Origin of the sequence: Streptomyces humidus (genome assembly GCF_014649655.1) — a bacterium.
Lineage (GTDB): Bacteria > Actinomycetota > Actinomycetes > Streptomycetales > Streptomycetaceae > Streptomyces > Streptomyces humidus.
In genome coordinates, this window is sequence record NZ_BMTL01000024.1 from 30,860 (window position 1) to 54,500 (window position 23,641).

Annotated in this window: 22 protein-coding genes and 1 tRNA gene; 13 read left to right on the top strand and 10 right to left on the bottom strand. The window is 72.0% G+C overall.

Translation table 11 applies throughout. The features are described from left to right. Positions 1-25 precede the first annotated feature (25 nt). A tRNA-Thr gene (locus IE239_RS26230) sits at positions 26-100 on the bottom strand. 292 nt (positions 101-392) lie between these two features. Here IE239_RS26230 and IE239_RS26235 point away from each other — a divergent pair. The 3 genes from IE239_RS26235 to IE239_RS26245 all read left to right on the top strand — a co-directional run bounded on the left by IE239_RS26235 (position 393) and on the right by IE239_RS26245 (position 3,104). Then, positions 393-1,481 (top strand): ABC transporter ATP-binding protein, encoded by a 1,089-nt coding sequence (locus IE239_RS26235; protein WP_190151867.1) that lies wholly within the window; start codon positions 393-395, stop codon positions 1,479-1,481. A 212-nt stretch (positions 1,482-1,693) separates the two neighbouring features. Next, positions 1,694-2,164: a hypothetical protein gene (locus IE239_RS26240; protein WP_190151868.1), complete on the top strand. Its 471-nt coding sequence runs from the start codon at positions 1,694-1,696 to the stop codon at positions 2,162-2,164. 208 nt (positions 2,165-2,372) lie between these two features. Beyond that, the gene (locus IE239_RS26245; protein WP_190151869.1) at positions 2,373-3,104 is read left to right on the top strand and encodes a nucleotidyltransferase family protein; all 732 of its coding nucleotides are present in this window, start codon (positions 2,373-2,375) and stop codon (positions 3,102-3,104) included. A 127-nt stretch (positions 3,105-3,231) separates the two neighbouring features. Here the strand turns inward: IE239_RS26245 and IE239_RS26250 are convergent, their stop codons facing one another. The 6 genes from IE239_RS26250 to IE239_RS26275 all read right to left on the bottom strand — a co-directional run bounded on the left by IE239_RS26250 (position 3,232) and on the right by IE239_RS26275 (position 9,701). Then, complete coding sequence (locus tag IE239_RS26250) at positions 3,232-4,914, bottom strand: DoxX family membrane protein (RefSeq protein ID WP_190151870.1); 1,683 nt, start codon at positions 4,912-4,914, stop codon at positions 3,232-3,234. Between the two features lie 149 nt (positions 4,915-5,063). Continuing rightward, on the bottom strand, positions 5,064-6,005 hold the full coding sequence (rlmB, locus tag IE239_RS26255; RefSeq protein WP_190151871.1) for a 23S rRNA (guanosine(2251)-2'-O)-methyltransferase RlmB: 942 nt from the start codon (positions 6,003-6,005) through the stop codon (positions 5,064-5,066). Between the two features lie 98 nt (positions 6,006-6,103). Then, a complete protein-coding gene (gene cysS, locus IE239_RS26260) occupies positions 6,104-7,504 on the bottom strand; it encodes a cysteine--tRNA ligase (RefSeq protein WP_190151872.1) in 1,401 nt (466 codons plus the stop codon). A 118-nt stretch (positions 7,505-7,622) separates the two neighbouring features. Beyond that, positions 7,623-8,132, bottom strand: coding sequence for a 2-C-methyl-D-erythritol 2,4-cyclodiphosphate synthase (gene ispF / locus IE239_RS26265; RefSeq protein ID WP_190151873.1), 510 nt, complete (start codon positions 8,130-8,132; stop codon positions 7,623-7,625). Then, positions 8,122-8,874: a 2-C-methyl-D-erythritol 4-phosphate cytidylyltransferase gene (ispD, locus tag IE239_RS26270; protein WP_190151874.1), complete on the bottom strand. Its 753-nt coding sequence runs from the start codon at positions 8,872-8,874 to the stop codon at positions 8,122-8,124. The genes ispF and ispD overlap by 11 nt, the downstream gene beginning before the upstream one ends. 344 nt (positions 8,875-9,218) lie before the next feature. After that, positions 9,219-9,701, bottom strand: a complete 483-nt coding sequence (locus IE239_RS26275; protein WP_003953493.1) for a CarD family transcriptional regulator — start codon at positions 9,699-9,701, stop codon at positions 9,219-9,221. Between the two features lie 661 nt (positions 9,702-10,362). On the opposite strand from IE239_RS26275, the gene IE239_RS26280 reads away from it, so the two are divergent. Next, complete coding sequence (locus IE239_RS26280; protein WP_190151875.1) at positions 10,363-11,052, top strand: copper chaperone PCu(A)C domain-containing protein; 690 nt, start codon at positions 10,363-10,365, stop codon at positions 11,050-11,052. A 104-nt stretch (positions 11,053-11,156) separates the two neighbouring features. Here the strand turns inward: IE239_RS26280 and phoP are convergent, their stop codons facing one another. Next, positions 11,157-11,828: a two-component system response regulator PhoP gene (gene phoP, locus IE239_RS26285; RefSeq protein WP_004000192.1), complete on the bottom strand. Its 672-nt coding sequence runs from the start codon at positions 11,826-11,828 to the stop codon at positions 11,157-11,159. A 5-nt stretch (positions 11,829-11,833) separates the two neighbouring features. Beyond that, positions 11,834-13,192: a two-component system sensor histidine kinase PhoR gene (gene phoR, locus IE239_RS26290; protein ID WP_190151876.1), complete on the bottom strand. Its 1,359-nt coding sequence runs from the start codon at positions 13,190-13,192 to the stop codon at positions 11,834-11,836. A 278-nt stretch (positions 13,193-13,470) separates the two neighbouring features. On the opposite strand from phoR, the gene phoU reads away from it, so the two are divergent. Both phoU and IE239_RS26300 read left to right on the top strand, forming a co-directional pair. Continuing rightward, positions 13,471-14,184 (top strand): phosphate signaling complex protein PhoU, encoded by a 714-nt coding sequence (phoU, locus tag IE239_RS26295; RefSeq protein WP_190151877.1) that lies wholly within the window; start codon positions 13,471-13,473, stop codon positions 14,182-14,184. Between the two features lie 251 nt (positions 14,185-14,435). Beyond that, entirely contained in the window at positions 14,436-14,594 is a 159-nt protein-coding gene (locus tag IE239_RS26300) for a hypothetical protein (RefSeq protein WP_190151878.1), read from the top strand. 81 nt (positions 14,595-14,675) lie between these two features. On the opposite strand, the gene IE239_RS42360 is transcribed toward IE239_RS26300, so the two are convergent. Further along, complete coding sequence (locus tag IE239_RS42360; protein ID WP_229878314.1) at positions 14,676-15,116, bottom strand: DUF4232 domain-containing protein; 441 nt, start codon at positions 15,114-15,116, stop codon at positions 14,676-14,678. Position 15,117: 1 nt separating this feature from the next. Between IE239_RS42360 and IE239_RS42365 the strand changes: the two genes are divergently transcribed. From IE239_RS42365 to IE239_RS26335, 7 genes are all read left to right on the top strand, one after another. Continuing rightward, on the top strand, positions 15,118-15,357 hold the full coding sequence (locus IE239_RS42365) for a hypothetical protein (protein WP_229878315.1): 240 nt from the start codon (positions 15,118-15,120) through the stop codon (positions 15,355-15,357). A 363-nt stretch (positions 15,358-15,720) separates the two neighbouring features. Next, complete coding sequence (sigJ, locus tag IE239_RS26310; protein ID WP_190151880.1) at positions 15,721-16,665, top strand: RNA polymerase sigma factor SigJ; 945 nt, start codon at positions 15,721-15,723, stop codon at positions 16,663-16,665. 93 nt (positions 16,666-16,758) lie between these two features. Continuing rightward, a complete protein-coding gene (locus IE239_RS26315) occupies positions 16,759-18,036 on the top strand; it encodes an NAD(P)/FAD-dependent oxidoreductase (RefSeq protein ID WP_190151881.1) in 1,278 nt (425 codons plus the stop codon). Between the two features lie 493 nt (positions 18,037-18,529). After that, complete coding sequence (locus IE239_RS26320; RefSeq protein WP_190151882.1) at positions 18,530-19,018, top strand: HIT family protein; 489 nt, start codon at positions 18,530-18,532, stop codon at positions 19,016-19,018. A 125-nt stretch (positions 19,019-19,143) separates the two neighbouring features. After that, positions 19,144-20,490, top strand: coding sequence for a helix-turn-helix domain-containing protein (locus IE239_RS43530; protein WP_491591147.1), 1,347 nt, complete (start codon positions 19,144-19,146; stop codon positions 20,488-20,490). A gap of 192 nt (positions 20,491-20,682) precedes the next feature. After that, a complete protein-coding gene (locus tag IE239_RS26330; RefSeq protein WP_190151883.1) occupies positions 20,683-21,303 on the top strand; it encodes a toll/interleukin-1 receptor domain-containing protein in 621 nt (206 codons plus the stop codon). Further along, entirely contained in the window at positions 21,300-23,636 is a 2,337-nt protein-coding gene (locus IE239_RS26335; protein WP_190151884.1) for a hypothetical protein, read from the top strand. The genes IE239_RS26330 and IE239_RS26335 overlap by 4 nt, the downstream gene beginning before the upstream one ends. The last annotated feature ends 5 nt before the right edge of the window (positions 23,637-23,641 follow it).

Below are 23,641 nucleotides of genomic sequence, written 5' to 3' on the forward strand. Positions count from 1 at the left end.
AGGGTCTGACCCGGGCCTCTCCTCGAGCCCCCTGTCGGATTCGAACCGACGACCTACGCATTACAAGTGCGTTGCTCTGGCCGGACTGAGCTAAGGAGGCACCGCGCGCCCTCCCGCGCGCGAGGGCGGCTCCACTGTACACAGGCCCCCATTCCCCGGGCCACGCACTTCTCCTCGGGCCGGGCCGGGCGGTGCGGCAGGGACCGGGGTGAGGGGTGCGATGCTCCGCCCCGTTCGAGAGTTCCCGCGAAGTTCACATGCCTCCAAGTGCTGACAGACGGGGAAACGCCGGGTACCGTCCTGACCCAGTTCGCTCATGTGGACTACACCAACCACCTTCCTACAACGGATCGTCCGGCACGTTCCTGCCGGTAGAAGGGGGCCTTCGAGCCATGGCCACTGTCACTTTCGACAAGGCGACCCGGGTCTACCCGGGCTCCACCAAGCCCGCCGTCGACGGACTCGACATCGAGATCGCGGACGGCGAGTTCCTCGTCCTGGTCGGTCCGTCCGGTTGCGGCAAGTCCACCTCGCTGCGGATGCTCGCGGGACTCGAGGACGTCAACGGCGGTGCGATCCGCATCGGCGACCGTGACGTCACGCACCTGCCGCCGAAGGACCGGGACATCGCCATGGTGTTCCAGAACTACGCGCTGTACCCGCACATGACGGTCGCGGACAACATGGGCTTCGCGCTCAAGATCGCCGGCGTGAACAAGGCGGAGATCCGGCAGAAGGTCGAGGAGGCCGCGAAGATCCTCGACCTGACCGAGTACCTGGACCGCAAGCCGAAGGCCCTCTCCGGCGGTCAGCGCCAGCGTGTGGCCATGGGCCGCGCCATCGTGCGTGAGCCGCAGGTGTTCCTCATGGACGAGCCGCTGTCCAACCTGGACGCCAAGCTGCGCGTGTCGACGCGTACGCAGATCGCGTCGCTGCAGCGCCGTCTGGGCATCACCACCGTGTACGTCACACACGACCAGGTCGAGGCGCTGACCATGGGCGACCGGGTGGCGGTCCTCAAGGACGGCCTGCTGCAGCAGGTCGACACCCCGCGCAACATGTACGACAGGCCCGCGAACCTCTTCGTGGCCGGCTTCATCGGCTCCCCGGCGATGAACCTGGTCGAGGTGCCGATCGCCGACGGCGGCGTCAAGTTCGGCAACTCGGTGGTGCCGGTGCAGCGTGACGCGCTGTCCGCGGCCACGGACAAGACGGTCACCGTGGGCGTCCGTCCGGAGCACTTCGACGTGGCGGGTCCCGACGGCGACCAGGGTCTGGCGGTCGTGGTGAACGTGGTCGAGGAGCTCGGCTCGGACGCGTTCGTGTACGGCACCGCGAAGGTCGGCGACGAGTCGAAGGACCTCGTGGTCCGCGTCGGCGGCCGTGCCGTCCCGGAGAAGGGGAGCACGCTGCACGTCGTCCCGCGCGCGGGCGAGACCCACGTGTTCTCGACGTCGACGGGCGCGCGTCTGTCCGACTGACGCCCAGGATTGAATCCGGGTGATTCACCCGGATGGGCGAAGAGGGCCTCGCAGCCTGCTGCGGGGCCCTCTTCCACGTCCACAGAATCCCCGGCACAGCGGACATTTCGACGGGTGCCCGTCAACCCCTCACCCCATAGGGGGCACGACTTCATCCCCCGTCCGGGTGACTAAATGTCGCCAAATCATTACTGCGCGCTACCCTCTCACGCGTGAAGCACTCCGCGAACCACTCCACCACCCAGCGCACGCGCCGCGGCCGGGGCGGCCCAGCCCGCCGGATCGGCCGCTCGCTCGCCCTCGTCCTGCCCGTCGTCATGGTGCTCTCCGGGACCCTCGCGGTCACCCGGGTCAACTGGTCGGGGAACCCCTCGGATTCGGTGCTCACCGCCTCCGACGTCTCCGCCGCGCACCAGTCCTCGCGTCAGGCCGCCAAGGCCCCGCAGGACGTCCTGCGCGACCGGCTGCTGGCCGAGCTCCAGGAGAAGGATCCGGGCGTCGCCCTGACCCACCTCCAGGCCGCCGTGAACGGCAGGCCGTCGCTGGCCGTGCACTGCTCGTCCATCGCCCGTGCCCTCGGCCGCGCCGCGGTCCGCATGTACGGCCCCTCGCGCGCCCAGTCGTACGCCCGCCCCGTGTGCGACACGGCCTTCGCCTCGGGCGTGCTGGCGGCACGGGGCTGAGGCACAGGGCCGAAGCTCGGAGGCCGAGACACAGGCCGAGACACGGGCCGAGCGCCGGGCACAGTGCTGAGGCGCCGGCACCGGCACAGGCGGCAGTCCCCGGCACGGGGCCCGGTCGCCGGGTCCTGACATCCGCACCGGGACGTGCGGCTCCTCCTCCACCGGGGGAGCCGCACGTCCCGTATCACGCGGCACGTACAGTGCGGGCATGACCGATCCGCACGCCGCCTCCCGCCCCACGCAAGCCGTCATCCTGGCCGGCGGCCAGGGGTCCCGGCTGCGCCCGTACACCGACGACCGGCCCAAGCCGATGGTCGAGATCCCCGGCACCGGGACGCCGATCATCGGGCATCAGCTGGGCTGGCTGGCCGAGGAGGGCGTGACCGACGTCGTCGTCTCGTGCGGTCATCTCGCCGAGGTCCTGCAGGACTGGCTGAAGTCGGCCGACCTGCCCGTGGCCGTCACCACCGTCGTGGAGACCGAGCCGCTGGGCCGCGGCGGGGGTCTGAAGTACGCCGCCGCGCACCTCCCGCACCCCGACCGGTCCTGGTACGCCACCAACGGCGACATCTGGACCCGTTTCTCGCTGCGCGAGATGGCGGACTTCCACACCGAGCGCGACGCCACCGCGACGCTGGCACTGGCGCGTCCGCGCATTCCGTGGGGTGCGGTGCAGACGGACGGGTTCGGTCACATCACCGACTTCATCGAGGCACCGCCCACGACGTACGAGATCAACGCGGGCGTGTACGTCTTCTCGCCGGAGTTCGCCGGGCTGCTGCCGGAGCGCGGCGATCACGAGCGGACCACGTTCCCGCATCTGGCCCGCGAACGGCGGCTGGCCGGCTTCCCGATCCCGCAGGGCGCGTACTGGCGGGCCATCGACACGGCGAAGGACCTCACCGAGGCGGCGAAGGAACTGGCCGCGGTCCGTCGCTGAGAGACAGCCCCGCCGCTCCCGCGTCCCGTAGGAAACGACCAGGGTGCCGTGCGCTGTGAAGCGCACGGCACCCTGGTCGTTTCGGACGACCGCCCTGCCTGGGCCGGCCGGCCCGAGCAGGCCCGGCCTACCCGAGCAGGCCGCCCACCAGGCCCGGCCGGCCCGAGGACGACGAGCCGCCGTCCGAGCCGCCGCCGCCTCCGGTGGAGCCTCCCCCGGAGGCGGCCGAGCCCCCGGAGGACGGGCCGGAGCCGGTGGAGGGGGCGTGCTCCTGCGGGGTGGACCGCTCGGGCGGGGCCTGGCCCGCGGTGCCCTGGGTCTGGCTGGGCGCACCCGCGCCGGAGTCTCCGGCGGCGCCGGGTTCGTGGGCCTCGGAGGGCTCACTGTCCGCGCCGGCCGTCGGGGACGCCGAGGCCTCGCCGTGGGTGGGCGAGGTGGACGCGGAGGGCTTCCGGGAGGTCTTGTGCGAGCCGGACCGCTCGGGGAGCGGCGAACCGGGCAGCTCGTTGCGCGGGGGCTCGCCGGGGCCGGGCACGACCACGCGGTCGGCGTCGCGGACGGCGCCGCCCAGCAGGGAGCCGACGAGCAGGGTGAGTCCGACGGCGATCGCGGTGACGAGGGCGCCGCGGCGCAGGACGTGGCGGCGCAGGTCCCAGATGTCGGACCGCGGGCCGAGGCGGCGCCAGGCGCCGGCGGCGAGGCGGCCGTCGACGGAGTAGACGGGGGCGCCGGCGATGATCAGCGGCGACCAGGCGGCGAGGTAGATGATGTCGGGGGTGTCGTAGACGGGGACGGTCTTCCAGCTGACGGTGACGAGGAGCGCGGCCGAGAGTCCGGCGCCGACGACCGCGACGACGCGCTGCCAGCACCCCAGGACCGTGAGAACGCCGACGACCACCTGGAGGAAGGCGATGACGAGGCCGGAGCCGACGGGGTGGTGCAGGGCGAACTGGCGCAGTGGCTCGGCGACTTCCCAGGGGTGCAGGGTGTCGAGCCACTTCACCATGGAGCCGCGTTTGCCGCCTTCGAAGTAGACGGGGTCGCACAGTTTGCCCATGCCCGCGTAGATGGAGATGAAGCCGAGGAACACGCGCAGCGGGAGCAGGACGACGCCGAGGTTCATCCGGCGGCCCGGGTAGTAGGCGTGCCGGGCGAGGTCGTCGTGGTGACGGCGGCTGCGCCGGGTGGGCCGGGCGTCGGGGTCGTCGTCGTGGTAGGCGTCGCCGAAGTCGTCGAACCGGGCGTCGTCGTAGGCGGGTTCGTCGTACGCGCTGCCTACGGTGCTCATGTTCGGCAGGAGGCGGTGTTCGCCGGCGGCGGGTGTGCGCTGGGCGCCGACGAGCGGGGTCTCCCGGGTCCGGGCGGCGGGTGGGCCGTCGTAGCCTCCCTCGTCGATGCCGACGCGGGGGATGACCTGGGTGGCTCCGGCGTCGGCGGCCGACGGTTCGCCGTGGCCGACGCTGCCTGCCCGCACGGCCTGCAGCAGTCGGTGGGCGCCGGTGTCGTCGGGGGCCGATCTGCCGCTCCAGACGACGGGCCGCCGACGGCCGCCGGAAGCGGCGCCCGCTCTGCTCGCCGCCCCGACGGAGGGGAAGCGCGCGGTGTCGTCGATGGCGCTCACGTGCCGGGCGATCCGCGGGGACGCGTTACGCCGCGCCGACGCGCCGAGCTGCACGCGGAAGCTCGCATGGTTGACGATGATCTGCGCCGGGTCGCTCGGCACCTTCACCATGCTCAGCGCGGGAGCGTCGTCGAACGCCGACGAGCGGTCCCCCGTGGGTGTGCGGGGTGTTCTGGTGTCCACACTCATCTAACCGAGTGACGTGTCGTTAGGACACTGCTTTGACCCGGCGGATCTGTCCGGACTCCGTCAAGGTTGCACTACGCGCCGCGGTTGCCCCTTCCGGGTGGGCTTGCGGACGTCTGTGCGACCGGTCCGCAAGCCCGCCCGGCCGGCGGTCAGCTCCTGCGCCGGGCCGCCTCGTAGAGCACGATGCCCGCCGCCACGCCCGCGTTGAGGGATTCGGCGCCGCCCGGCATCGGGATCCGCACCCGGAAGTCGCAGGTCTCGCCGACGAGCCGGGAGAGCCCCTTGCCCTCGCTGCCGACGACGATGACGACCGGGCCGTCGAGGGCCGGCAGTTCGCCGATCTCGTGCTCCCCGTCGGCGGCCAGGCCGACGATCGCGATGCCGGCCTTCTTGTAGGCCTCCAGGGCGCGGGTGAGGTTGGTGGCGCGGGCGACCGGGGTGCGGGCGGCCGCGCCGGCGGACGTCTTCCAGGCGCCGGCCGTCATGCCGGCCGCACGGCGCTCGGGGACGACGACGCCGTGGCCGCCGAAGGCGGAGACGGAGCGGACGACGGCGCCGAGGTTGCGCGGGTCGGTGACGCCGTCGAGGGCCACGATCAGCGGGTCCTCGCCGCCGTCGTAGGCGGCGGCGGCCAGGTCCTCGGGGTGGGCGTACTCGTACGGCGGGACCTGAAGGACCAGGCCCTGGTGGTTGAGGCCGTTGGTCATGCGGTCCAGCTCGGGGCGGGGAGCTTCCATGAGGTGGATGCCACCGCGCTCGCCGGCGAGCTGGAGCGCCTCGCGGACCCGCTCGTCGTTGTCGATGAACTGCTGGACGTACAGCGTCGTCGCGGGGACGCCCTCGCGCAGCGCCTCGACGACGGGGTTACGGCCTACGACCATCTCGGACGTGCCCTTGCCGCCGCGGCCGCGCGGCGCCGGCCGGCGGGCGGTCTGCTTCGCCTTGGCGTTGGCGATGCGGTTCGCCTTGTGCTTCTTGCGCAGCTCGGCGGGCGGGGTGGGACCCCTGCCCTCCAGGCCCTTGCGTCGCTGGCCGCCACTGCCGACCTGCGCGCCCTTCTTGCCGGACATGCGGCGGTTGTTGGCTGCCATGAGTCTCTCGTCTCCGTGAGCTTCGTTGGAACGTCTTATGCAGTGTGCCGCCCGGGAGGCCGGGCGGCACAGTCGATCAAGGACGGGCCGGTGGCCGTCTAGCGCGCACCGAGGGTCCAGCGCGGGCCCTGCGGGCCGTCCTCGATGATCAGGCCGGACTGGGTGAGCTGGTCGCGGATGGCGTCCGCGGTCGCCCAGTCCTTGCGGGTGCGGGCGGACTCGCGCTGGTCGAGGACGAGTCGCACGAGGCTGTCGACCACGCCGTGCAGGTCCTCGCCACGGCTCTCCTCGTCGGCCCAGTGGGCGTCGAGCGGGTCCAGGCCGAGGACGCCGAGCATGGCGCGGACCTCGGCGAGGCGGGCCACGGCGGCTTCCTTGTCGTCGGCGGCGAGGGCCGAGTTCCCCTGCCGGACCGTGGTGTGCACGATGGCCAGCGCCTGGGGAACCCCCAGGTCGTCGTCCATCGCCTCGGCGAACGCGGGCGGCACCTCGGCCGCGGGCTCGACGACCTCCCCGGCCTTCTCCACGACGCGCTGCACGAACCCCTCGATCCGTGCGAACGCCGACTCGGCCTCGCGCAGCGACTCCTCGCTGTACTCGATCATCGAGCGGTAGTGGGGGGTGCCGAGGTAGTAGCGCAGGACGATGGGACGCCACTGCTTGACCATCTCGGAGACGAGGACGCTGTTGCCCAGGGACTTCGACATCTTCTCGCCGCTCATGGTGACCCAGGCGTTGTGCACCCAGTACCGGGCGAACTCGTCGCCGTAGGCCTTGGCCTGGGCGATCTCGTTCTCGTGGTGGGGGAAGATCAGGTCGAGTCCGCCGCCGTGGATGTCGAAGGCGGAGCCCAGGTACTTGTGCGCCATCGCCGAGCACTCCAGGTGCCAGCCGGGACGGCCGCGGCCCCAGGGGGTCTCCCAGTCGGGCTCCCCCGGCTTGCCGGCCTTCCACATCGCGAAGTCGCGCGGGTCGCGCTTGCCGGTGATGCCCTCCTCGGAGGGCTGGCGCAGGTCGTCGAGGTCCTGGTTGGACAGCTCCAGGTAGCCGGGGAAGGAGCGCACGTCGAAGTAGACGCTGCCGTCGGCCTCGTAGGCGTGGCCGCGCTCGATGAGGCCGCGCATCATCTCGATCATCTCGGGGACGTGCCCGGTCGCGCGCGGCTCGTAGGTCGGCGGGAGGCAGCCGAGGGCGTGGTAGCCGTCGTTGAACGCCCGCTCGTTCTCGTACCCGATGGACCACCAGGGGCGGCCCTGGTCGTGCGACTTGGCGATGATCTTGTCGTCGATGTCGGTGACGTTGCGGATGAACGTGACGTCGTGGCCGCGGTGGGTGAGCCAGCGGCGCATGATGTCGAAGTTCAGGTAGGAGCGGACGTGCCCGATGTGCGGGGCTGCCTGCACGGTGGCGCCGCAGAGGTAGATCGAGACGCAACCCGGTGTGAGCGGAGTGAAGTCACGGATCTTCCGGGCGCTGGTGTCGTACAGGCGAATGGTCACCCCACCAGGGTAGTGGGCGCGGGGCAGTGCCCCGGGCCCCTTTCGCCCAAGGACCGCGCATTCGTGACATGCCGGGGCACGGACCGGTGCGGGCCGGTCCGGTGCGGCGCGCCGGGATTCAGCCGGTGCGCGCCACCAGCGCCGTGGCGATCGCCATCAGTCCTTCGTCGCGCCCGGGGAAGCCCAGGCCGTCCGTGGTCGCGCCGGACACCGACACCGGGGCTCCGGCCGCCGCCGAGAGGATCTTCTGGGCCTCGTCGCGCCGCTTGCCGATCTTGGGCCGGGGGCCGACGACCTGGACGGCGACGTTGCCGATGACGAAGCCGGCCGCGCGCACGATCCGGGCCGCCTCGGTGAGCAGGGTGACGCCCGAGGCGCCGGACCACTCGGGGCGGCCGGTGCCGAAGTGCTGTCCGAGGTCGCCGAGCCCGGCGGCGGAGAAGAGGGCGTTGCAGGCGGCGTGGGCGACGACGTCCGCGTCGGAGTGCCCGGCCAGTCCGGGGCCCTCGCCTTCCCATTTCAGGCCCGCGCACCACAGCTCACGGCCTTCCTCGAAGGCGTGGATGTCGGTGCCGATGCCGACCTGGGGCAGCATCACCCCCCGGTCGGACGGCGTCTCAGAAGCCATCGTTGAGCCTCCTGCGGGCCAGGACCGCCTCGGCGAGGACCAGGTCCAGGGGGCGGGTGACCTTGAAGGCCTCCTCGTGGCCGGGGACGACCACGACCGTCAGGCCGAGCCGCTCGACCATGCCGGCGCAGTCGGTGACGTCGTCCTCGACCGTCTCGTGGGCGCGGACCAGGGTGGCGCGGTCGAAGCCCTGCGGGGTCTGCACGGCGCGGAGGCGGGAGCGTTCGGGGGTGGCGACGACCGGTTCGGGATCGCCGGGCACGGCGGCCGGGACGACCTCCTTCACGGTGTCCGCGAGCGGCAGCGCGGGCACGACGGCCGGGGCGCCCTCGCGGACGGCCTCGATGACGGCGTCCACCGTGTCGACGGGGACGAGGGGGCGGGCCGCGTCGTGGACCAGCACGATGTCGTACTCGGGCGGCAGCGCTTCCAGGCCCAGCCGCACCGATTCCTGGCGGGAGTCGCCGCCGGGGACGACCAGGAAGTCGGTGCGGTCGGGCAGCGCGTGGGCGTCGAGCAGGGACTTGACCTCGGCGGCGCCGTCGGGCGGGGCCACGACGACCACCAGGGAGACGGCGCGGGAGGCGGCCAGGGCGCGTACCGCGTGGATGAGCATGGGCGTGCCGCTCAGTGCGCGCAGTGCCTTGGGGGCGCCCGGACCGAGGCGGACGCCCCGGCCTGCGGCCGGAATCACCGCGGCCGTGCGGGCGGGCGCGGGGGAGGGACGCGAATCGTCAGACATCGGTTCCTGTCAGGTTTGTGTGCTGGCCTGCCGTGGGTATGGCCTGGGAAGTGCCGGGCGCGACGCCTTGACCGACCCTTCCGTGACGCACCGGTCGAGGCTGCAGCCCGAGCCCGGCACACCAAGTATCGGGGGGTCACCCCCGTGGGGCGGGGCATGGGGGCAGGCTGCCGGGGCGGTTCGGCCGGGACGGGCGGTTCGACGGCGTCCGGACATCCGGGCGTGTCCAGGCATGAACATGCCGCAGCGCCCGGCGACGGGAATACGTCATCGGGCACCGCGGCAGTTCAGTGTTCCTCGGTGTGCCGAGGCCGGTGCAGGCCGGCGTCAGGACGCGAGAACCGTCAGGACGCGAGAACCTCGTCGAGCAGGGCTTCGGCCTTGTCCTCGTTGGTGTTCTCCGCGAGGGCGAGCTCGCTCACCAGGATCTGGCGGGCCTTGGCGAGCATGCGCTTCTCACCGGCGGAGAGTCCGCGCTCGCGCTCACGACGCCACAGGTCACGCACGACTTCCGCGACCTTGATGACGTCGCCGGAGGCGAGCTTCTCCAGATTTGCCTTGTAACGACGCGACCAGTTCGTGGGCTCCTCGGCGTACGGCGCGCGCAGCACCTCGAAGACCCGGTCCAGCCCGTCCTGACCGACCACATCACGCACGCCGACGAACTCCGCATTGTCCGCTGGCACACGTACCGTCAGGTCGCCCTGGGCGACCTTCAGCACCAAGTAGGTCTTGTCCACGCCTTTGATCTGGCGAGTTTCGATAGCCTCGATCAGCGCGGCCCCGTGATGGGGATAGACCACGGTGTCGCCAACCTTGAACGTCATGTGACAGGTACCCCTTCCGTGGCTATCCAGGGTAACACGGAAACTCCGGGTTCTGAATGGCGTTTTCGCAGGTCAGGGCATATCTCGGGGCTTGACAACACCAACACGAACGTGCTGCGGAGGGCCCTCGGGGGCAGGTATTCGCAGGTCGGAGCCGCTCTCCGAGGGGGGAGAAACGCGTACGTTACACGCATCCGAAGCCCCGCCCGAACGGCTGAACGTCCACATATGTCCGCTTCCACATGTGCGACTTCCGCTACTCCGTTCGGTGCGACCGGCCGGATACGAGCCGTTTCCGGAATTGATCACCGGCCGTTCGACCGGGGCGGTGATCAATTCCGGAACGGACGCGCATTCCTTCCCGGAAAATCCGCGGGCGGACGCGGACCGCGATTTTGGGAATGGCGTGCGAGCAGGTGGACCACGGGTGAAGCCAATGCGGCTCACGGGTCGCGGGCGGCCGTCGGGACGGTGCGAGGAAGACGGGCCGGGAGCGGCCGGGAGGTCGGCCCGGAGGTCTGTGGGTCCCGAGATCGCTCGAGAGGCGGGTCGGGTGCGGCGGCGCGGGAGGGGCTCGGTAACCTGAGGCTGCTGACAGACCCTTAGGACGGCTTTGTTCAAAGGAAAGCCGCCCGCGTGTACCAAAGGAGTTGCCGCCGCCGTGAGCAGCAGCCTTCGACGCGGCGCCCTCGCCGCCTCCGCCATCGCGTTCTCGATCGCCTCGCTCGCCGCCTGCGGCGCCGGCAACGACGCCCAGACGCTGGGTGTCAAGCCGGACAACGCCGCCACTCACGTCGGCCAGATCAAGCTGCAGAACGTGGTCGTCATCACCCAGCCCGACCTGAAGTCGACCGGGCCCGCGGTGATCTCGGCGACGGTCTTCAACGGCAGCGACAATCCCCAGACCCTGGAGTCCGTCACCGTCGACGGCACGGGCAAGTCCGCCGAGCTCAAGCCCGCCAAGGGCAAGGGCAAGCTCACCGTCCCGGCCCACGGCTCCGTCGTCATCGGCGGGGCGAACAACGCCTCCGCCGTCCTGCCGAGCAGCCGTGAGGCCGTTCAGGACGGCAACGCGCAGAAGGTGACCTTCACCTTCAGCGAGACCGGCGCGGTGACCCTGAGCGCCTTCGTCGTCCCCGCCGAGAGCTACTTCTCCTCGTGGGGCCCGAGCTCCGTCCCGAGCGCCTCGCCCAAGCCCTCGCAGTCGCCGTCCGGCAGCGCCTCCCCCTCCGGCAGCGCCTCCCCCTCCGGCAGCGCGTCGCCCTCCGGGAACGCCTCGCCGTCCGGTGCGGCGTCGGGAGCGGCGTCCGGGTCGGGCGCGCCGTCCGGCACGGGCTCCCCGAGCGCGTAGGCGCCGACGGCCGGCCGCCGAGCCCGGCGGTTCCCAGGACATGAGGGAAGGGCGGCGCCCCCCGCGCGGGGGGCGCCGCCCTTCCCTCATGTCCGTCCGTCGGCCTACGGCTCGAACTTGTAGCCCAGACCGCGGACGGTCACCAGGTAGCGGGGTGCTCCCGGGTCGGGCTCGATCTTGGCGCGCAGGCGCTTGACGTGGACGTCGAGGGTCTTGGTGTCGCCGACGTAGTCGGCGCCCCACACCCGGTCGATGAGCTGCATGCGGGTCAGGACGCGGCCGGCGTTGCGCAGCAGCATCTCCAGGAGGTCGAACTCCTTCAGCGGGAGGTCGACCTTGGAGCCGGAGACCGTCACCACATGGCGGTCGACGTCCATGCGGACCGGGCCCGCCTCCAGGGCCGCCGGCGTCACCTCCTCCGGCTCGCCGCGGCGGCGCAGCACGGCCCGGATGCGGGCGACGAGCTCGCGCGAGGAGAAGGGCTTGGTGACGTAGTCGTCGGCTCCTATCTCCAGGCCGACGACCTTGTCGATCTCGCTGTCCTTGGCGGTCACCATGATCACGGGGACGTTGGAGCGGCCGCGCAGCTGACGGCACACCTCCGTGCCGGGCAGGCCCGGCAGCATCAGGTCGAGGAGCACGAGATCGGCGCCGTTGCGCTCGAACTCGTCGAGTCCGTCGGGGCCCGTGGTCGCGACCGCGACCTCGAAGCCCTCTTTGCGGAGCATGTACGACAGGGCGTCGGAGAAGGACTCCTCGTCCTCGACGACGAGCACTCGGGTCACGGATGGACCTCCGGGGCGGAAAGCGTCTGGTACGCGGTCGAATTCGGGGCTGAGGCGCGGGGTGGCGCCGGGGGTGAGGGTCGGGACGAGGAAGGAGTGACCTCGTCGAGGTCGTCGGCGGAGGTGTCGGTGTCGTCGAGGTCGTCGAGGTCGTCGGCGTCGTCGGCCTCGTGGGGGTCCGGACGCGGGTGCGCGCGGTCGCGGGCGACGCCCGCCTCCGGCAGCCGCAGGGTGAACGTGGAGCCCTGGTTCTCGGCGCTCCACACCGTGACCTCCCCGCCGTGCGAGGCGGCCACGTGCTTGACGATCGCCAGCCCGAGGCCCGTGCCGCCGGTGGCACGGGAACGGGCGGGGTCGACCCGGTAGAAGCGCTCGAAGATGCGCTCCTTGTCCTTGTCGGAGATGCCGATGCCCTGGTCGGTCACGGCGATCTCGATCAGGTCGCCGCCCGGCGCGCTCACGCGGCGGGCGGCGATGCCGACGCGGGTGCGGGCGGGCGAGTAGTTGACCGCGTTCTCGACCAGGTTGCCCAGGGCCGCGGCCAGCTGGCCCCGGTGGCCCCAGACGCGCAGGTCGGCCGGGCCCCCCGCGGCCATGGTGATCTGTTTGGCGCCGGCTTGGTGCCGGCAGCGGTCGACGGCCTCGGCGACCAGTTCGTCGACGCCGACCGGTTCGGCGTCCTCCAGCGGGTCGTCGTTCTGGACCCGCGACAGGTCGATGAGCTCCTGGACCAGGCTGGTCAGCCGGGTGGCCTCGATCTGCATACGGCCGGCGAACCGTTCCACCGCCTCGGGATCGTCCGAGGCGTCCATGACGGCCTCGGAGAGGAGGGAGAGCGCGCCCACCGGCGTCTTCAGCTCATGGCTGACGTTCGCCACGAAGTCCCGCCGGACCGCCTCGATCCTGCGGGCCTCGGTGAGGTCCTCGACGAGCAGCAGAACGAGCCGCGAACCCAGCGGGGCCACTCTGGCGGACACGGCGAGGGCCTCGCCACGCCCTGTCCCGCGACGGGGAAGGTCCAGCTCCACCTGGCGTATCTCCCCGTCACGCCGGGTGTCCCGGGCCATCTTCAGCATCGGTTCCACGCTGAGCCTGCCCCCGCGGACCAGCCCGAGGGCGTAGGCGGCGGAGCTGGCCTTGACCACGGCGTCGGCCTCGTCGAGGACGACGGCGGACGAGCGGAGCACCGACAGGACGGTGTCCACGCCCGGCGGAAGCACCGGGTCCGTGTGCAGGGAGGTGCGCGTGGGGCGCTTCTGCTCCCGCTCGCTCCAGCGGAACGCCAGCATGGCGATGACACCGGTGAGCACCCCGGCGATCGCTGCCGCTGCGGCGACCGCCGCGTTCACGTCCATGCCCCCAGGTTAGGCACGGGTTCCGTCCCGGCCACAGCCATCGAGGTGCGACCTCGAACACTCGTCGCCCAGAGTTCACCTTGGAGCCAGTGGTGGTTCATTTGGGGTGACGGAAATCGACGCGTACGGGGCGGAGCGTGGCACCGTGGGGTTCGCAGCTCCGGTCACAGGGCCGGTCGGCGCCGGTCCGAATACCGGCTCCGACCTGGTGTCGCGGCCGGTTCTGGCCCCCGGAACCGAACCCGAACCCCAAGCACGACGTACGAGAGGGAACCCTGATGCGGGACGCGTACCACGAGGAACTTGACTCGATCGGCGACAGCCTGGTGGAGATGGCCCGGCTGGTCGGGTCGGCGATCGGACGCGCCACGACGGCCATTCTCGACGCCGACCTGAAGCTCGCCGAGAACGTCATCGAGGCCGACAAGAGGGTCGACGAGCTGCAGCACGACCTGGAGGCGCGGGCGATAGCGCTGCTGGCGCGGCAGCAGCCGGTGGCGACGGACCTGCGGATCGTCGTCACGTCGCTGCGGATGTCCGCCGACCTGGAGCGCTCCGGCGACCTCGCCCAGCACGTGGCGAAGCTGGCCCGGCTGCGCTTCCCCAACCGTGCGGTGCCGCACGACCTGCACGCCACGATCCTGGAGATGGGCCAGCTCGCGCAGCGCCTGATGGCGAAGGCGGCCGAGGTCATCATCACCAAGGACGTCGACCTCGCGCTCCAGCTGGAGCAGGACGACGACGAGATGGACCTGCTGCACCGCACGCTCTTCCAGCACCTGCTGGACGACAAGTGGAAGCACGGGATCGAGACGGCGGTCGACGTGACCCTGCTCGGCCGCTACTACGAGCGGTTCGCCGACCATGCGGTGGCCGTCGCCAAGCGCGTGGTGTTCCTGGTGACCGGCGAGCACGCGGACGAGCTCCAGCAGGACCTGCCGCCGGAGATCCAGCCGGCCGCCGGGACGGGAGCGGGAGGCGAGAGCGTCTGAGGCCAGGGCGCCCGCGAGGCGCCCGGCGGGGCCCGGGGCCACGAGGCGGGGCGTCCGGGGCGCGGGTGTCCGGGGCGCGGGTGTCCGGGCGGGCCGGGTGGTGCGCGGGGGATCCGGCCCGCCCGCGTGCGGTCGCCCGCCGGGGGCGTGGCGGATCCCTCCCGGGCGTGCGCAAGACACTGTGCGCCGTTGATGCGCCCAGCGGAACGGGCATGCAATGGGCACAGGTCCTACGCCTCCGGGAGGAACCCATGGCCGAGTCCCCCAGCGCTCCCACGCCCGACCCGACGCAGCAGCGCCCGACCGAGCAGCCCGCCGAGATCAGGAACCTGATGCTGATCGGCGCGTGCGGCTGCGGTTCCGGGTGCGGCTGCGGATGCCAGTCGGGCAGCCCCTGCCAGTGCGGTTGAGGACGCACCTGACGGACGTGAGCGGACGCGGGGCCCCGGCGCCGACAGGACGCCGGGGCCCTTCGTCGTGCCCGGGACGCGTCACGGCTTGGCGGCCGCCACGGCCGTGACGGTCACCGTGTCGTCGCACTCGGCGAACAGGCCGTCGTCCAGGGCGACCTGATGCGCCCCGGAACCCGGCAGACCGACGACGATCGTGGGGTACACGGAGGGGTCCGCACCGGACACGCAGTACCCGTCGGCCTCCCCCTGCACCTGCACGAAGGTCAGCTTGACCCATGCCCTGCCGCCGGGAGTCACCGTGACCGGCACGGCCGGCCCGACGGGGGTGACGGCGAGCGGGGAGTTGTGCTCCGGTGAGCCGTTGCCGGCCCCGGCGACGGACGCGTGCCCCTTGAGGACGCAGGACCGGGCGGAGACGTTGGTGAACGTGACGACCGCGGCGCCGGTCCCGGTGCCGACCGGCCGGTCGGCGGCCTGCCGGGCGGTGACTTTGAGACTCTTCGCCGCGCAGGTCGGCACGATGCCGCCCGTCGAGCCGCCGGCGGTCGACGCCGAGGCGGTGACGGGGGCGGAGGCGCGGGCGGACGGCGACGAAGTGCCGGGGGCCGAGGAAGAGGACGAGGAGGACGGGGCCGAGGATGCGGTTCCGCCGCCGGCGTCGGAACCGGGCGAGGCGGAGCTTCCGGCGGAGGAACCCCCGGCGGCGGGACCGGTGACCGGGGCGGAAGTCCCGTCAGGGGAGGGCGCATCCGTCGGCTGACACCCCGCCACCGCCAGGGCCGCCGTGACCACGACGGCCGCCGCCACCGAACCCCGGCGCGCCTGCCCGAACGCCCCGCGAAGGACACCCCCGCTCCCGGTCCCGCCGCTCGTCACGCTCCCGCCCGCACGTCCGCCTCCGCTCCGGACCCCGTTCTCCCGTCCGCCGACGCTTCCGTCCGTGCTTCCACCCGTGTGACGCATGCCGTTCCCCCGATTCCGGATCGGCGCGGGCCTCCGCCTTCGCGCCGTTGCTCTCCGGGGCAGACGGAGCGGACGGTCACGAAGGTTCTTCCGGCCGACCGTCTGTGACCCACCGGTGACGAAAGGCGGCCCGTCGCGCGTGCGGGCTAGGATCCCTGCCATGGCCCTGACCGTGAGCGACGTGACCCGCTTCGAGGCGTCGAGGCCCCGTCTGGAGGCCATCGCCTACCGCCTGCTGGGCTCCGCGAGCGAGGCGGAGGACGCGGTGCAGGAGACGTTCCTGCGCTGGCAGGCGGCCGACGTCGAGCGCGTCGCGGTTCCCGAGGCCTGGCTGACGAAGGTGCTCACCAATCTGTGCCTCAACCAGCTCACGTCGGCCCGCGCGCGGCGCGAGACCTATGTGGGCGAGTGGCTGCCCGAGCCACTGCTCGCCGGGGACTCGATGCTCGGCCCCGCCGACACCGCCGAGCAGCGCGAATCGGTGTCGTACGCGGTGCTGACCCTCCTGGAGCGCCTCTCCCCCAACGAGCGTGCGGTGTACGTGCTGCGGGAGGCCTTCGACTACCCGCACCGGGAGATCGCCGAGATCCTCGACCTCACCGAGGCCGCCAGCCAGCAGATCTTCCACCGCGCCAAGAAGCACGTCGCGCAGGGCAGGGTCCGCACCGAGATCGACGAGGCCGCCGCCCGGCGCGTCGTCGAGGAGTTCCTCGCGGCCGCCACCAGCGGCCGGACCGAGCCGCTCGTGCGGCTGCTCACCCAGGACGCCATCGCGGTCGGCGACGGCGGCGGGAAGGTCCCGGCTCGTGCCAAGGCGTTCGAGGGCGCTGTCGCGGTCGCGACGTTCATGCGCGGCCTGTTCAAGCCCAGCCGGGCCAAGCAGGCCATCATCGGCGGCTCGCCCGACGTCTACGCCTGGAGCGCCAACGGCGCCCCGGCCCTCGTGGTGGTGCTCGACGGCCGGGTCGTCGGCGTCATGAGCCTGGAGATCGGCGCCGACGGCATCGCCGCGTTCCGCAGCCAGGTCAACCCCGACAAGCTCGAGCGCGCGACCCGGCACTGGGCCGCCGCCGACCACGGGGAACCGCTGCTCCGCGGCATCTGACCGTGATGTGAGGTGGTTCACATCGCGCTGCTGTCAGGAATCGGCGGGCCGCCCGGTTCAAGTGGCGAATCCGCTCAAGACAGGAGCAGCGACATGCAGCACCGCATCATCGTCCTCGGGGCCGGATACGCGGGAGCCATCGCCGCCGGGCGCCTCGCCAGGCGACTGCACCGCGAAGACGTCGCCATCACCCTCGTCAACGCCGAGCCCGACTTCGTCGAGCGCATCCGGATGCACCAGCTGGCGGTCGGCCAGGAGCTCAGGCCCCGGCCGCTCAGCGAGATGTTCGCGGGCACCGGCGTCCGGCTGAGGATCGCGAGGGTCACGCGCGTCGACGTCGACCGCAGGACCGTCGCCGTCCTCGCCACCGACGGGACCGACGGCACCGACAACGCCGACAGCGCCGAGGAGTTGACGTACGACACCCTCGTGTACGCACTCGGCAGCGGCTGGAACGACCAGGGCGTCCCCGGAGCGGCCGAGCACGCGCACCAGATCGCGAGCCGGCCCGGAGCGCTCCGGCTCCGCGAGCGGCTGTCCGGCCTGGCCGCCGGACAGCCCGTGGTCGTGGTGGGCGCGGGCCTCACCGGCCTGGAGGCCGCGACCGAGATCGCCGAGGCCCGCCCGGACCTCGACGTCGCCCTCGCCGCCCGCGCCGGCCTGGGCGACTGGCTCTCGCCCAAGGGCCGCCGGCACCTGCGCAAGGTCGTCGACGATCTCGGCGTCACCGTGCACGAGCACACCGCCGTCGCCGCCGTCGAGGCCGGCCATGCCGTCACGGCCGACGGCAGGTCCCTCCCGTCCGCGGCCACCGTCTGGACGGCCGGGTTCGCCGTCCACCCCATTGCGCGGGCCACCGCCCTGGAGGTCGGCGACGCCGGCCGGATCGTGGTCGACCGGAGCATGCGCTCGGTGTCGCACCCGGACGTGTACGCCATCGGCGACGCCGCCCTGGTGACGGGCCCCGGCGACAAGCCGCTGCGGATGTCGTGCGCCTCGGGCGTCCCCATGGCCTGGCAGGCGGCCGACGCCATCGCGGGCCGTCTGACCGGGGGCAAGGTCCCGAACGTGCCGCTGCGTTACTTCAACCAGTGCGTCTCGCTGGGCCGCAGGCAGGGCCTGATCCAGTACGTCACCGCAGACGACCGCGCCGTCGACGCGGCCCTCACGGGACGCCTCGCCGCGGTCTACAAGGAACTGGTCTGCAAGGGCGCGGCCTGGGGCGTCGCCCACCCGCTCCTCGTACCCACCGGGCGCCGCCACACCGTCCGGAATCTCCCGCGGACGAGCCAGCCGCACGTCCCCGACACGGCGGCGGCGACGGCGACGGCCGCGACCGGCTCACCGGCCGGCACCCCGCCGGCGGCCTGACCCGGCACGCCGCACCGCCGACCGCGGAAGACCGCGCCCCCGGCCCCGGCCGGGGCCGTGGCCACGCAGAGGAGAGGGGGCGGGGAGGGGACGGGGAGGCGGAGGCGGAGGCGGCGCTCCGGGAGGCGGGGGCAAGGGCGGGACAGGGGGCCGAGGCAGGGGCGGGGGCAGGGGCAGGGGGCAGGGGGACGTCCGCTGCCGGGCGCTCCCGTCGGTGACGTCGGCGAACTCCGCGAAGCACGCGGTCCTGCCGTCGTCTCCCGCCGGGGCCCCCGAACCTCGTGGCCGTGGCCGCGTCTGCCGGCGTTGCGTCAAGAAGACGCGTCCATAATGGCGTGGGGATTCAAGCCCGGCCTCATGGGCCGTGGCACACGGCCATGTCATTCTGGCGCAGGTCTCGTCATCGCAGGGAACACCTGCTCAGGCAGACCTCCGTGGGTTTTTCCGTCCGTTCCCGAACACGGATGTCCAGCTGCGGCAAAGGGGGTTGCGGATGATCTCCGGGCCCGAGTCGAACCGTGGAAGGGCCGAGGGGCCGGAAGAGCGTGGAGAAACCCCGGTGAGCCCGGAACCCGCCCCTGCGGCGCCACGTGGTCCCCGCCCGCCGTTCGGCGGCTCCCCCTCGGAGGGGGCACAGGAGGATTGTCCGTTCTGCCGCATCGTCGCCGGAGCAGCCCCGGCGCAGGTGCTTCGGGAGTGGCCCGACGCCCTGGCGATCGTCCCACGTCATCCAGTCACACCCGGTCATGCTCTGGTCATTCCTCGGACCCATGTGGCGGACGTCGCCGTGGATCCGGCCGTATCGGCCAGCACCATGCGACGGGCGGCGGAGATGGCTTTCAACCTCGGTGAATGCAACATCATCACCTCGCGCGGAGAAAGTGCCACCCAGTCGGTTTTCCATCTTCACATGCACGTTCTCCCCCGCCGCCCCGAAGACGGCTTGGCACTTCCGTGGACCCCTGCACCGCGATACCGGTAACCCGCTTCGCCATTTGTGGAGCCCTCGTGAAGACCCTTGGTTTGAGCGTGAGCCGGCTGGATAAAAAGAGGGTCAGACGATCTGCGCGGCTCACTTCCGCCCGCCGCTGTCGTCAAGGGGGTTCAGTGAGTTTAATCGTAAGGGCGTTCGGCCCCGAGTTGCGTCGACGCCGCCAGGAAGCCGAGTTGTCGCTGTCCGAGCTGGCAACTCTTGTGCAGTACTCCAAGAGTCACTTGAGCAAGGTGGAGAGAGGCAAACGGCCGAGTGTCCAGCTCGCCCGCGCCTGCGACCAAGCGCTCGACGCCAAGGGGGCGTTGAGATCACTGGTCGGCGCGGAGGAGGCCGGGACCTCGGCGTCCGACTCGGCCGCCGAGGGATGGGTGGCCCCGTGGACGCTCCACCTCTCGGTGGATCGCGGAAACGACTTTCTCTCATTTCGCCCGAGGGCACTCACCGATCCGAGCGACAAGCCCGCGATGATGACCTGGCGACTTCCGGAAATCGTCGGCAGAGAAGACTCGTTCAGCCTCGCCTTACCTAATTTCCGGAGTCTGTACGACGAGTGCCGGGCAATGGGACAGTCATTGGGTCCCGGGGTGGTCACTCCCCTTCTCGTGACCGCGACGAATGCTTTACGGACCATCGCCGTGTCAGCGAACTCCACCGACCGCATTGCCGCGCTTCGGCTGGCCGGTCATTTCGCCGAGTACGCCGGCTGGATGTGCCAGGAAGGGGGCGATGATTCCGCCGCCCTGTGGTGGACGGACCAAGCCGTCGCGCTGGCGACCGCGGGCGCGGATCACGATCTTGCCGCCTACTCCCTCGTCCGGCGCGCGGAGATAGCCCTCTATGCCGGGGACTCCCGCAGCACCATCGAACTCGCCCGGTGCGCCACACAGCAGAGCGGCAACCCGCGTGTGCGGGGTCTCGCCGCGCAACGTGAGGCACAGGGATACGCCCTGCAGGGCTACGACGCCGAGTGCCGTGGCGCACTGGACCGGGCCGCCTCGCTGATGTCCGTCGCGGCCTCCGGCAGTCCCGCGGAGTCCGAGGGCGCTCCCGTGCTCGGCAGCCTGCACATGAGCGACCCCACAGGATTCGTCTCCGGATGGTGCCTGCTCGACCTGGGGCGGCCCCGGGAGGCGGCGGAGACCCTCGACGCAGGTCTGGACGCGGTGCCCGAGACGGCCCGCAGGGCACGCGCACGGCACGGTGCGCGACTGGCGCTGGCCCTCGCCGACTGCGGCGAACTCGATCACGCCTGTGCGGTCGCCGAGCTCGTCACGGCCTCCCTGCCCCTGGTGGACTCCGCCACCATCCGCTCCGACCTGCGACGGCTCAATCACGCCCTGCGCAGGTGGCACCACGACCCCCGAGTGCGGTCGGCCGCGGCGAACATCGCCGCCGTTCTGCAGACGGAAGCTCTCCGCCCGTACGGCGGCCCCGTCGTCCGGGGGCGAGCTCTCTCCTGACCCCGCGCCAGGCGAAATCCGTGTCCCGTTGCCCCCGTCGGTGGGCGCGGGCAACCGATTGACCTGCCCTGACACGGCTGAAAATCTCATCAACCCCGGCCTCGGCAACACCTGCGTCCCGGTGCTGCCCTGCGCCTCGCGTCCCTGGGCCGCGTACTCACGCGGCCGGTTCCCGGCTCCGAAGGAGTTCCGATGACCGGCATCTTCATCAACTACCGCACCGGCGACGGAGAGAAGGCCGCCGTGCTGATCGACAACGAGCTGCTCCGCGTCTTCGGGGACGACCAGGTCTTCCGGGACCGGCGTGCCATGGAACCCGGCACTCACTTCCCGCCGGAGCTCGAGCGCCGTCTGGAGGCGAGCACCGTCGTCCTCGTGCTGATCGGCCACGACTGGCTGAAGGTGACGGACCGGGCGGGCAACCGCCGGATCGACGACCCGAAGGACTACGTGCACTACGAGATCCGTCGCTCACTGGACCGGGGGAAGAAGGTCGTCCCTCTGCTCCTGGACGGCGCCCCGCTGCCCACGCGGGAAGAACTCCCGCCGCCGCTGGCGCAGTTGGCGGAACAGCAGATCAGTCAGCTCTCCATCCCGTACGCGCACGAGCAGATGGAACCGATCGTGCGCTTCCTGAAGCGACACGTCCCGCCCCTTCCCGCGGAGCAGGGGTCCCCGCAGCCGGGGGCCGCGCCCAAGTACCAGGTCGGCTCGGTGGACCGTGGCGTCGTCGGTGACGGAGGCATCTACATCGAGCACGACCACTCCGGCGCACACCGCCCGGACGGCGCCCCCGGCGGCAGGCCGGCATGAGCGTGGAGGAGGAGACGGGCGCCACGCCGTCGGCGGAGCCCGACACGGCAGCCGAGGCACAGACCGATCCGGTGCGGTCCGCCCCGGAGCCGCAGACCGACGAGGCGCGTGCGGACGGGGCCCGGACAGACCAGGCACGGACGGACGAGGCCCGGACGGACGAGGCAGGCTCCCGTGGCGAACCGCCCCCCGGACCGACACCGCGCGCGAACCGGGCCGGCGGCAGGGAGAACGGCGGCGGAGGGACCGGCGGCGGAGCGAACGAGAACGCCGGGAACAGCGGCGATCCCCTCCTGGGCGAGGAGACCACCGACTTCGGCGCCCACCTGCGGGAACGCCGGCACGGCATCAACGCCCACCGCGCCGCCGTCAGCGGCGCCGGCATGGCCATGTACGTGGAGAACCTCAACTCCGACGGCCGCCAGCCCGTGGGAGTCCGCGTCAGCCCCTTCACCCAGGACCGCGTCCTCGAACTCCACGAGGACGTGCCGCACCAGGCCGAGATGGCCCGGAGCCTGAAGGAGCACCGCGTCGTCGTGCTGTGGGGCCGCCCCGGCAGCGGCCGCCGGTCGACGGCCGCCGTGCTGCTCGCCGAACAGGTGCCCCGCTACCAGATCCGGGTCCTGCACGCCGAGGGCGGCGGCGACCCGCTCCGGGGCCTGTGCGAACAGCCCGGGAAACTCACGGAGGACAACGGATACCTGCTGGACGCGGGAGACCGCCCTGTCACCCCGGAGCTGCTGGACAGGCTCGTCCAGTCGGCGACCGACCGACGCGTCTGTCTCGTGGTGTTCGGAACGCGGGCGGCCACCGGCACGGACCCGATGCGGGGGCAGGTCTTCGAACACATACACCCTCCGTTGCGGGACGTGCTCAGGAGACATCTGGTCGCCCTGCTGTCGGACCACGGCGACCACTGCCCCCGGGCTCGCGAGGGAGAGCCTCCCCGGTGCGACGCGGCGGTGGTCGACCGGTACGTGACCCAGGTCCTGGACCACCCCGAGGTGCAGCCGCTCATCAAGGCGCCCCCCGTGGGGCAGGTCGTCGAACTGGCCCGCTACCTCGCCGGCAAGGTCCACTCGGAGGACCCGGACCTCCTCGGCATCTGGCGGGACCGCATGCGCCACCTCGCCCGCCGGATGCTCTCCTCGGAGGGCGAACTCGAGGAGGGCACGCCGGTCAACCCGCACGTGCAGTCCTTCCGCATGGCCTACGCCATGTTCCACCTGCACCCCCTGGCGGACGCGTTCGCCGCCGGCGAGGTCCTCAGCGCCGAGATCCTGCCCCTGTTCGAGACCCGTGAGTCCACGCCCCCGAACCATGTGTTCAACCGCGACCTCGCACGTCTGATCCCCGCCGACATGCGCTCGGCCGAGGACCAGGAGGCCGACACACCACGCCGTGCCCACCTCGTGGACGTCGATCTGCTGCACGCCTTCCTGGAAGTGGCCTGGCACGACTACGACAGCCTCCGCCGCCCGCTGCTGAACTGGCTCACGGCGCTGCTGGGGCGGTCCGACCTCGACCTGGAACGGGTACGAGTCCGCGTCGCCGAGATCGCGGGCATCCTGCTGCGCCACGATTTCGACGGGGTCTACCGGCAGTTGATCCGCCCGTGGGCGAACGGCCGGTCGGCGGTGTACCGGCAGTGCGCAGCGGTCGCCATGGAGGCTGCCTTCCTCGACGAGGAACTCCGGGACCGGGCGGCCGGTCAGGCCGGGGCCTGGGCGAACAGCCCCCGCAGGCTGCTCCAGGACACCGCGGCGCGCACCTACGGCACCCAGATCGGCCTCGCCGACGTGCCCGCCGCGCTCCGCCGGCTCACCGCTCTGGGCAGCCGACCGGAACTGGCGGCCAGCAGCTCCGTGGCCTTCTCCACCTCGTGGCTGTTCCTGCACGGAGCCACCGCTCCCGTGATCGCACAGGTGCGTGCCTGGCTCGACGCCCCCAGCGATCACCTGCCCCGGCACGCCATGCGCACGATGATCACCCTCGGCCGCTTCAGCTCGGGCCCCGGCCGCCAGGGCAGGCCCGCCCTCGCGGAACAGGCCCTGGTGGACGAGAAGCTCCCGGATCTGCTGGCCGACCTGTGGACCAGGACGATGCTCTCCTCGGAGACCTCCACCCGGGCCTGGGATCTGATGCGGCAGTGGCTGGTGGCAGCGGACGGCCACGAGGACCTCGCGGCCCTCTTCGAGACCCTCGCTGTGCGGATCTTCTCGGGCCCGCTGAACCGCCGTGCCCTGTGGCACCTCAGGGTCTGGCGCATGCGCCACACCACCTCACCGACCCTCCGACGCATCGAGCATGCCGTGCGCTCGTCCGGCGGCTGAAAGGG

What these genes read in the sequence shown, in the direction of transcription:
- IE239_RS26245 (WP_190151869.1), top strand. Translation starts at nt 2,373, where the DNA reads ATGACCGATCCGCACGCCGCCTCCCGCCCCACGCAAGCCGTCATCCTG.
- IE239_RS26275 (WP_003953493.1), bottom strand. Translation starts at nt 9,701, where the DNA reads ATGACGTTCAAGGTTGGCGACACCGTGGTCTATCCCCATCACGGGGCC.
- IE239_RS26315 (WP_190151881.1), top strand. Translation starts at nt 16,759, where the DNA reads ATGCAGCACCGCATCATCGTCCTCGGGGCCGGATACGCGGGAGCCATC.
- phoR (WP_190151876.1), bottom strand. Translation starts at nt 13,192, where the DNA reads ATGGACGTGAACGCGGCGGTCGCCGCAGCGGCAGCGATCGCCGGGGTG.
- rlmB (WP_190151871.1), bottom strand. Translation starts at nt 6,005, where the DNA reads ATGGCAGCCAACAACCGCCGCATGTCCGGCAAGAAGGGCGCGCAGGTC.
- ispD (WP_190151874.1), bottom strand. Translation starts at nt 8,874, where the DNA reads ATGTCTGACGATTCGCGTCCCTCCCCCGCGCCCGCCCGCACGGCCGCG.
- IE239_RS26335 (WP_190151884.1), top strand. Translation starts at nt 21,300, where the DNA reads ATGAGCGTGGAGGAGGAGACGGGCGCCACGCCGTCGGCGGAGCCCGAC.
- IE239_RS26330 (WP_190151883.1), top strand. Translation starts at nt 20,683, where the DNA reads ATGACCGGCATCTTCATCAACTACCGCACCGGCGACGGAGAGAAGGCC.
- sigJ (WP_190151880.1), top strand. Translation starts at nt 15,721, where the DNA reads ATGGCCCTGACCGTGAGCGACGTGACCCGCTTCGAGGCGTCGAGGCCC.
- IE239_RS42365 (WP_229878315.1), top strand. Translation starts at nt 15,118, where the DNA reads ATGCCGCCCGTCGAGCCGCCGGCGGTCGACGCCGAGGCGGTGACGGGG.
- IE239_RS26300 (WP_190151878.1), top strand. Translation starts at nt 14,436, where the DNA reads ATGGCCGAGTCCCCCAGCGCTCCCACGCCCGACCCGACGCAGCAGCGC.
- ispF (WP_190151873.1), bottom strand. Translation starts at nt 8,132, where the DNA reads ATGGCTTCTGAGACGCCGTCCGACCGGGGGGTGATGCTGCCCCAGGTC.
- phoU (WP_190151877.1), top strand. Translation starts at nt 13,471, where the DNA reads ATGCGGGACGCGTACCACGAGGAACTTGACTCGATCGGCGACAGCCTG.
- IE239_RS26320 (WP_190151882.1), top strand. Translation starts at nt 18,530, where the DNA reads ATGATCTCCGGGCCCGAGTCGAACCGTGGAAGGGCCGAGGGGCCGGAA.
- IE239_RS26235 (WP_190151867.1), top strand. Translation starts at nt 393, where the DNA reads ATGGCCACTGTCACTTTCGACAAGGCGACCCGGGTCTACCCGGGCTCC.
- IE239_RS26250 (WP_190151870.1), bottom strand. Translation starts at nt 4,914, where the DNA reads ATGAGTGTGGACACCAGAACACCCCGCACACCCACGGGGGACCGCTCG.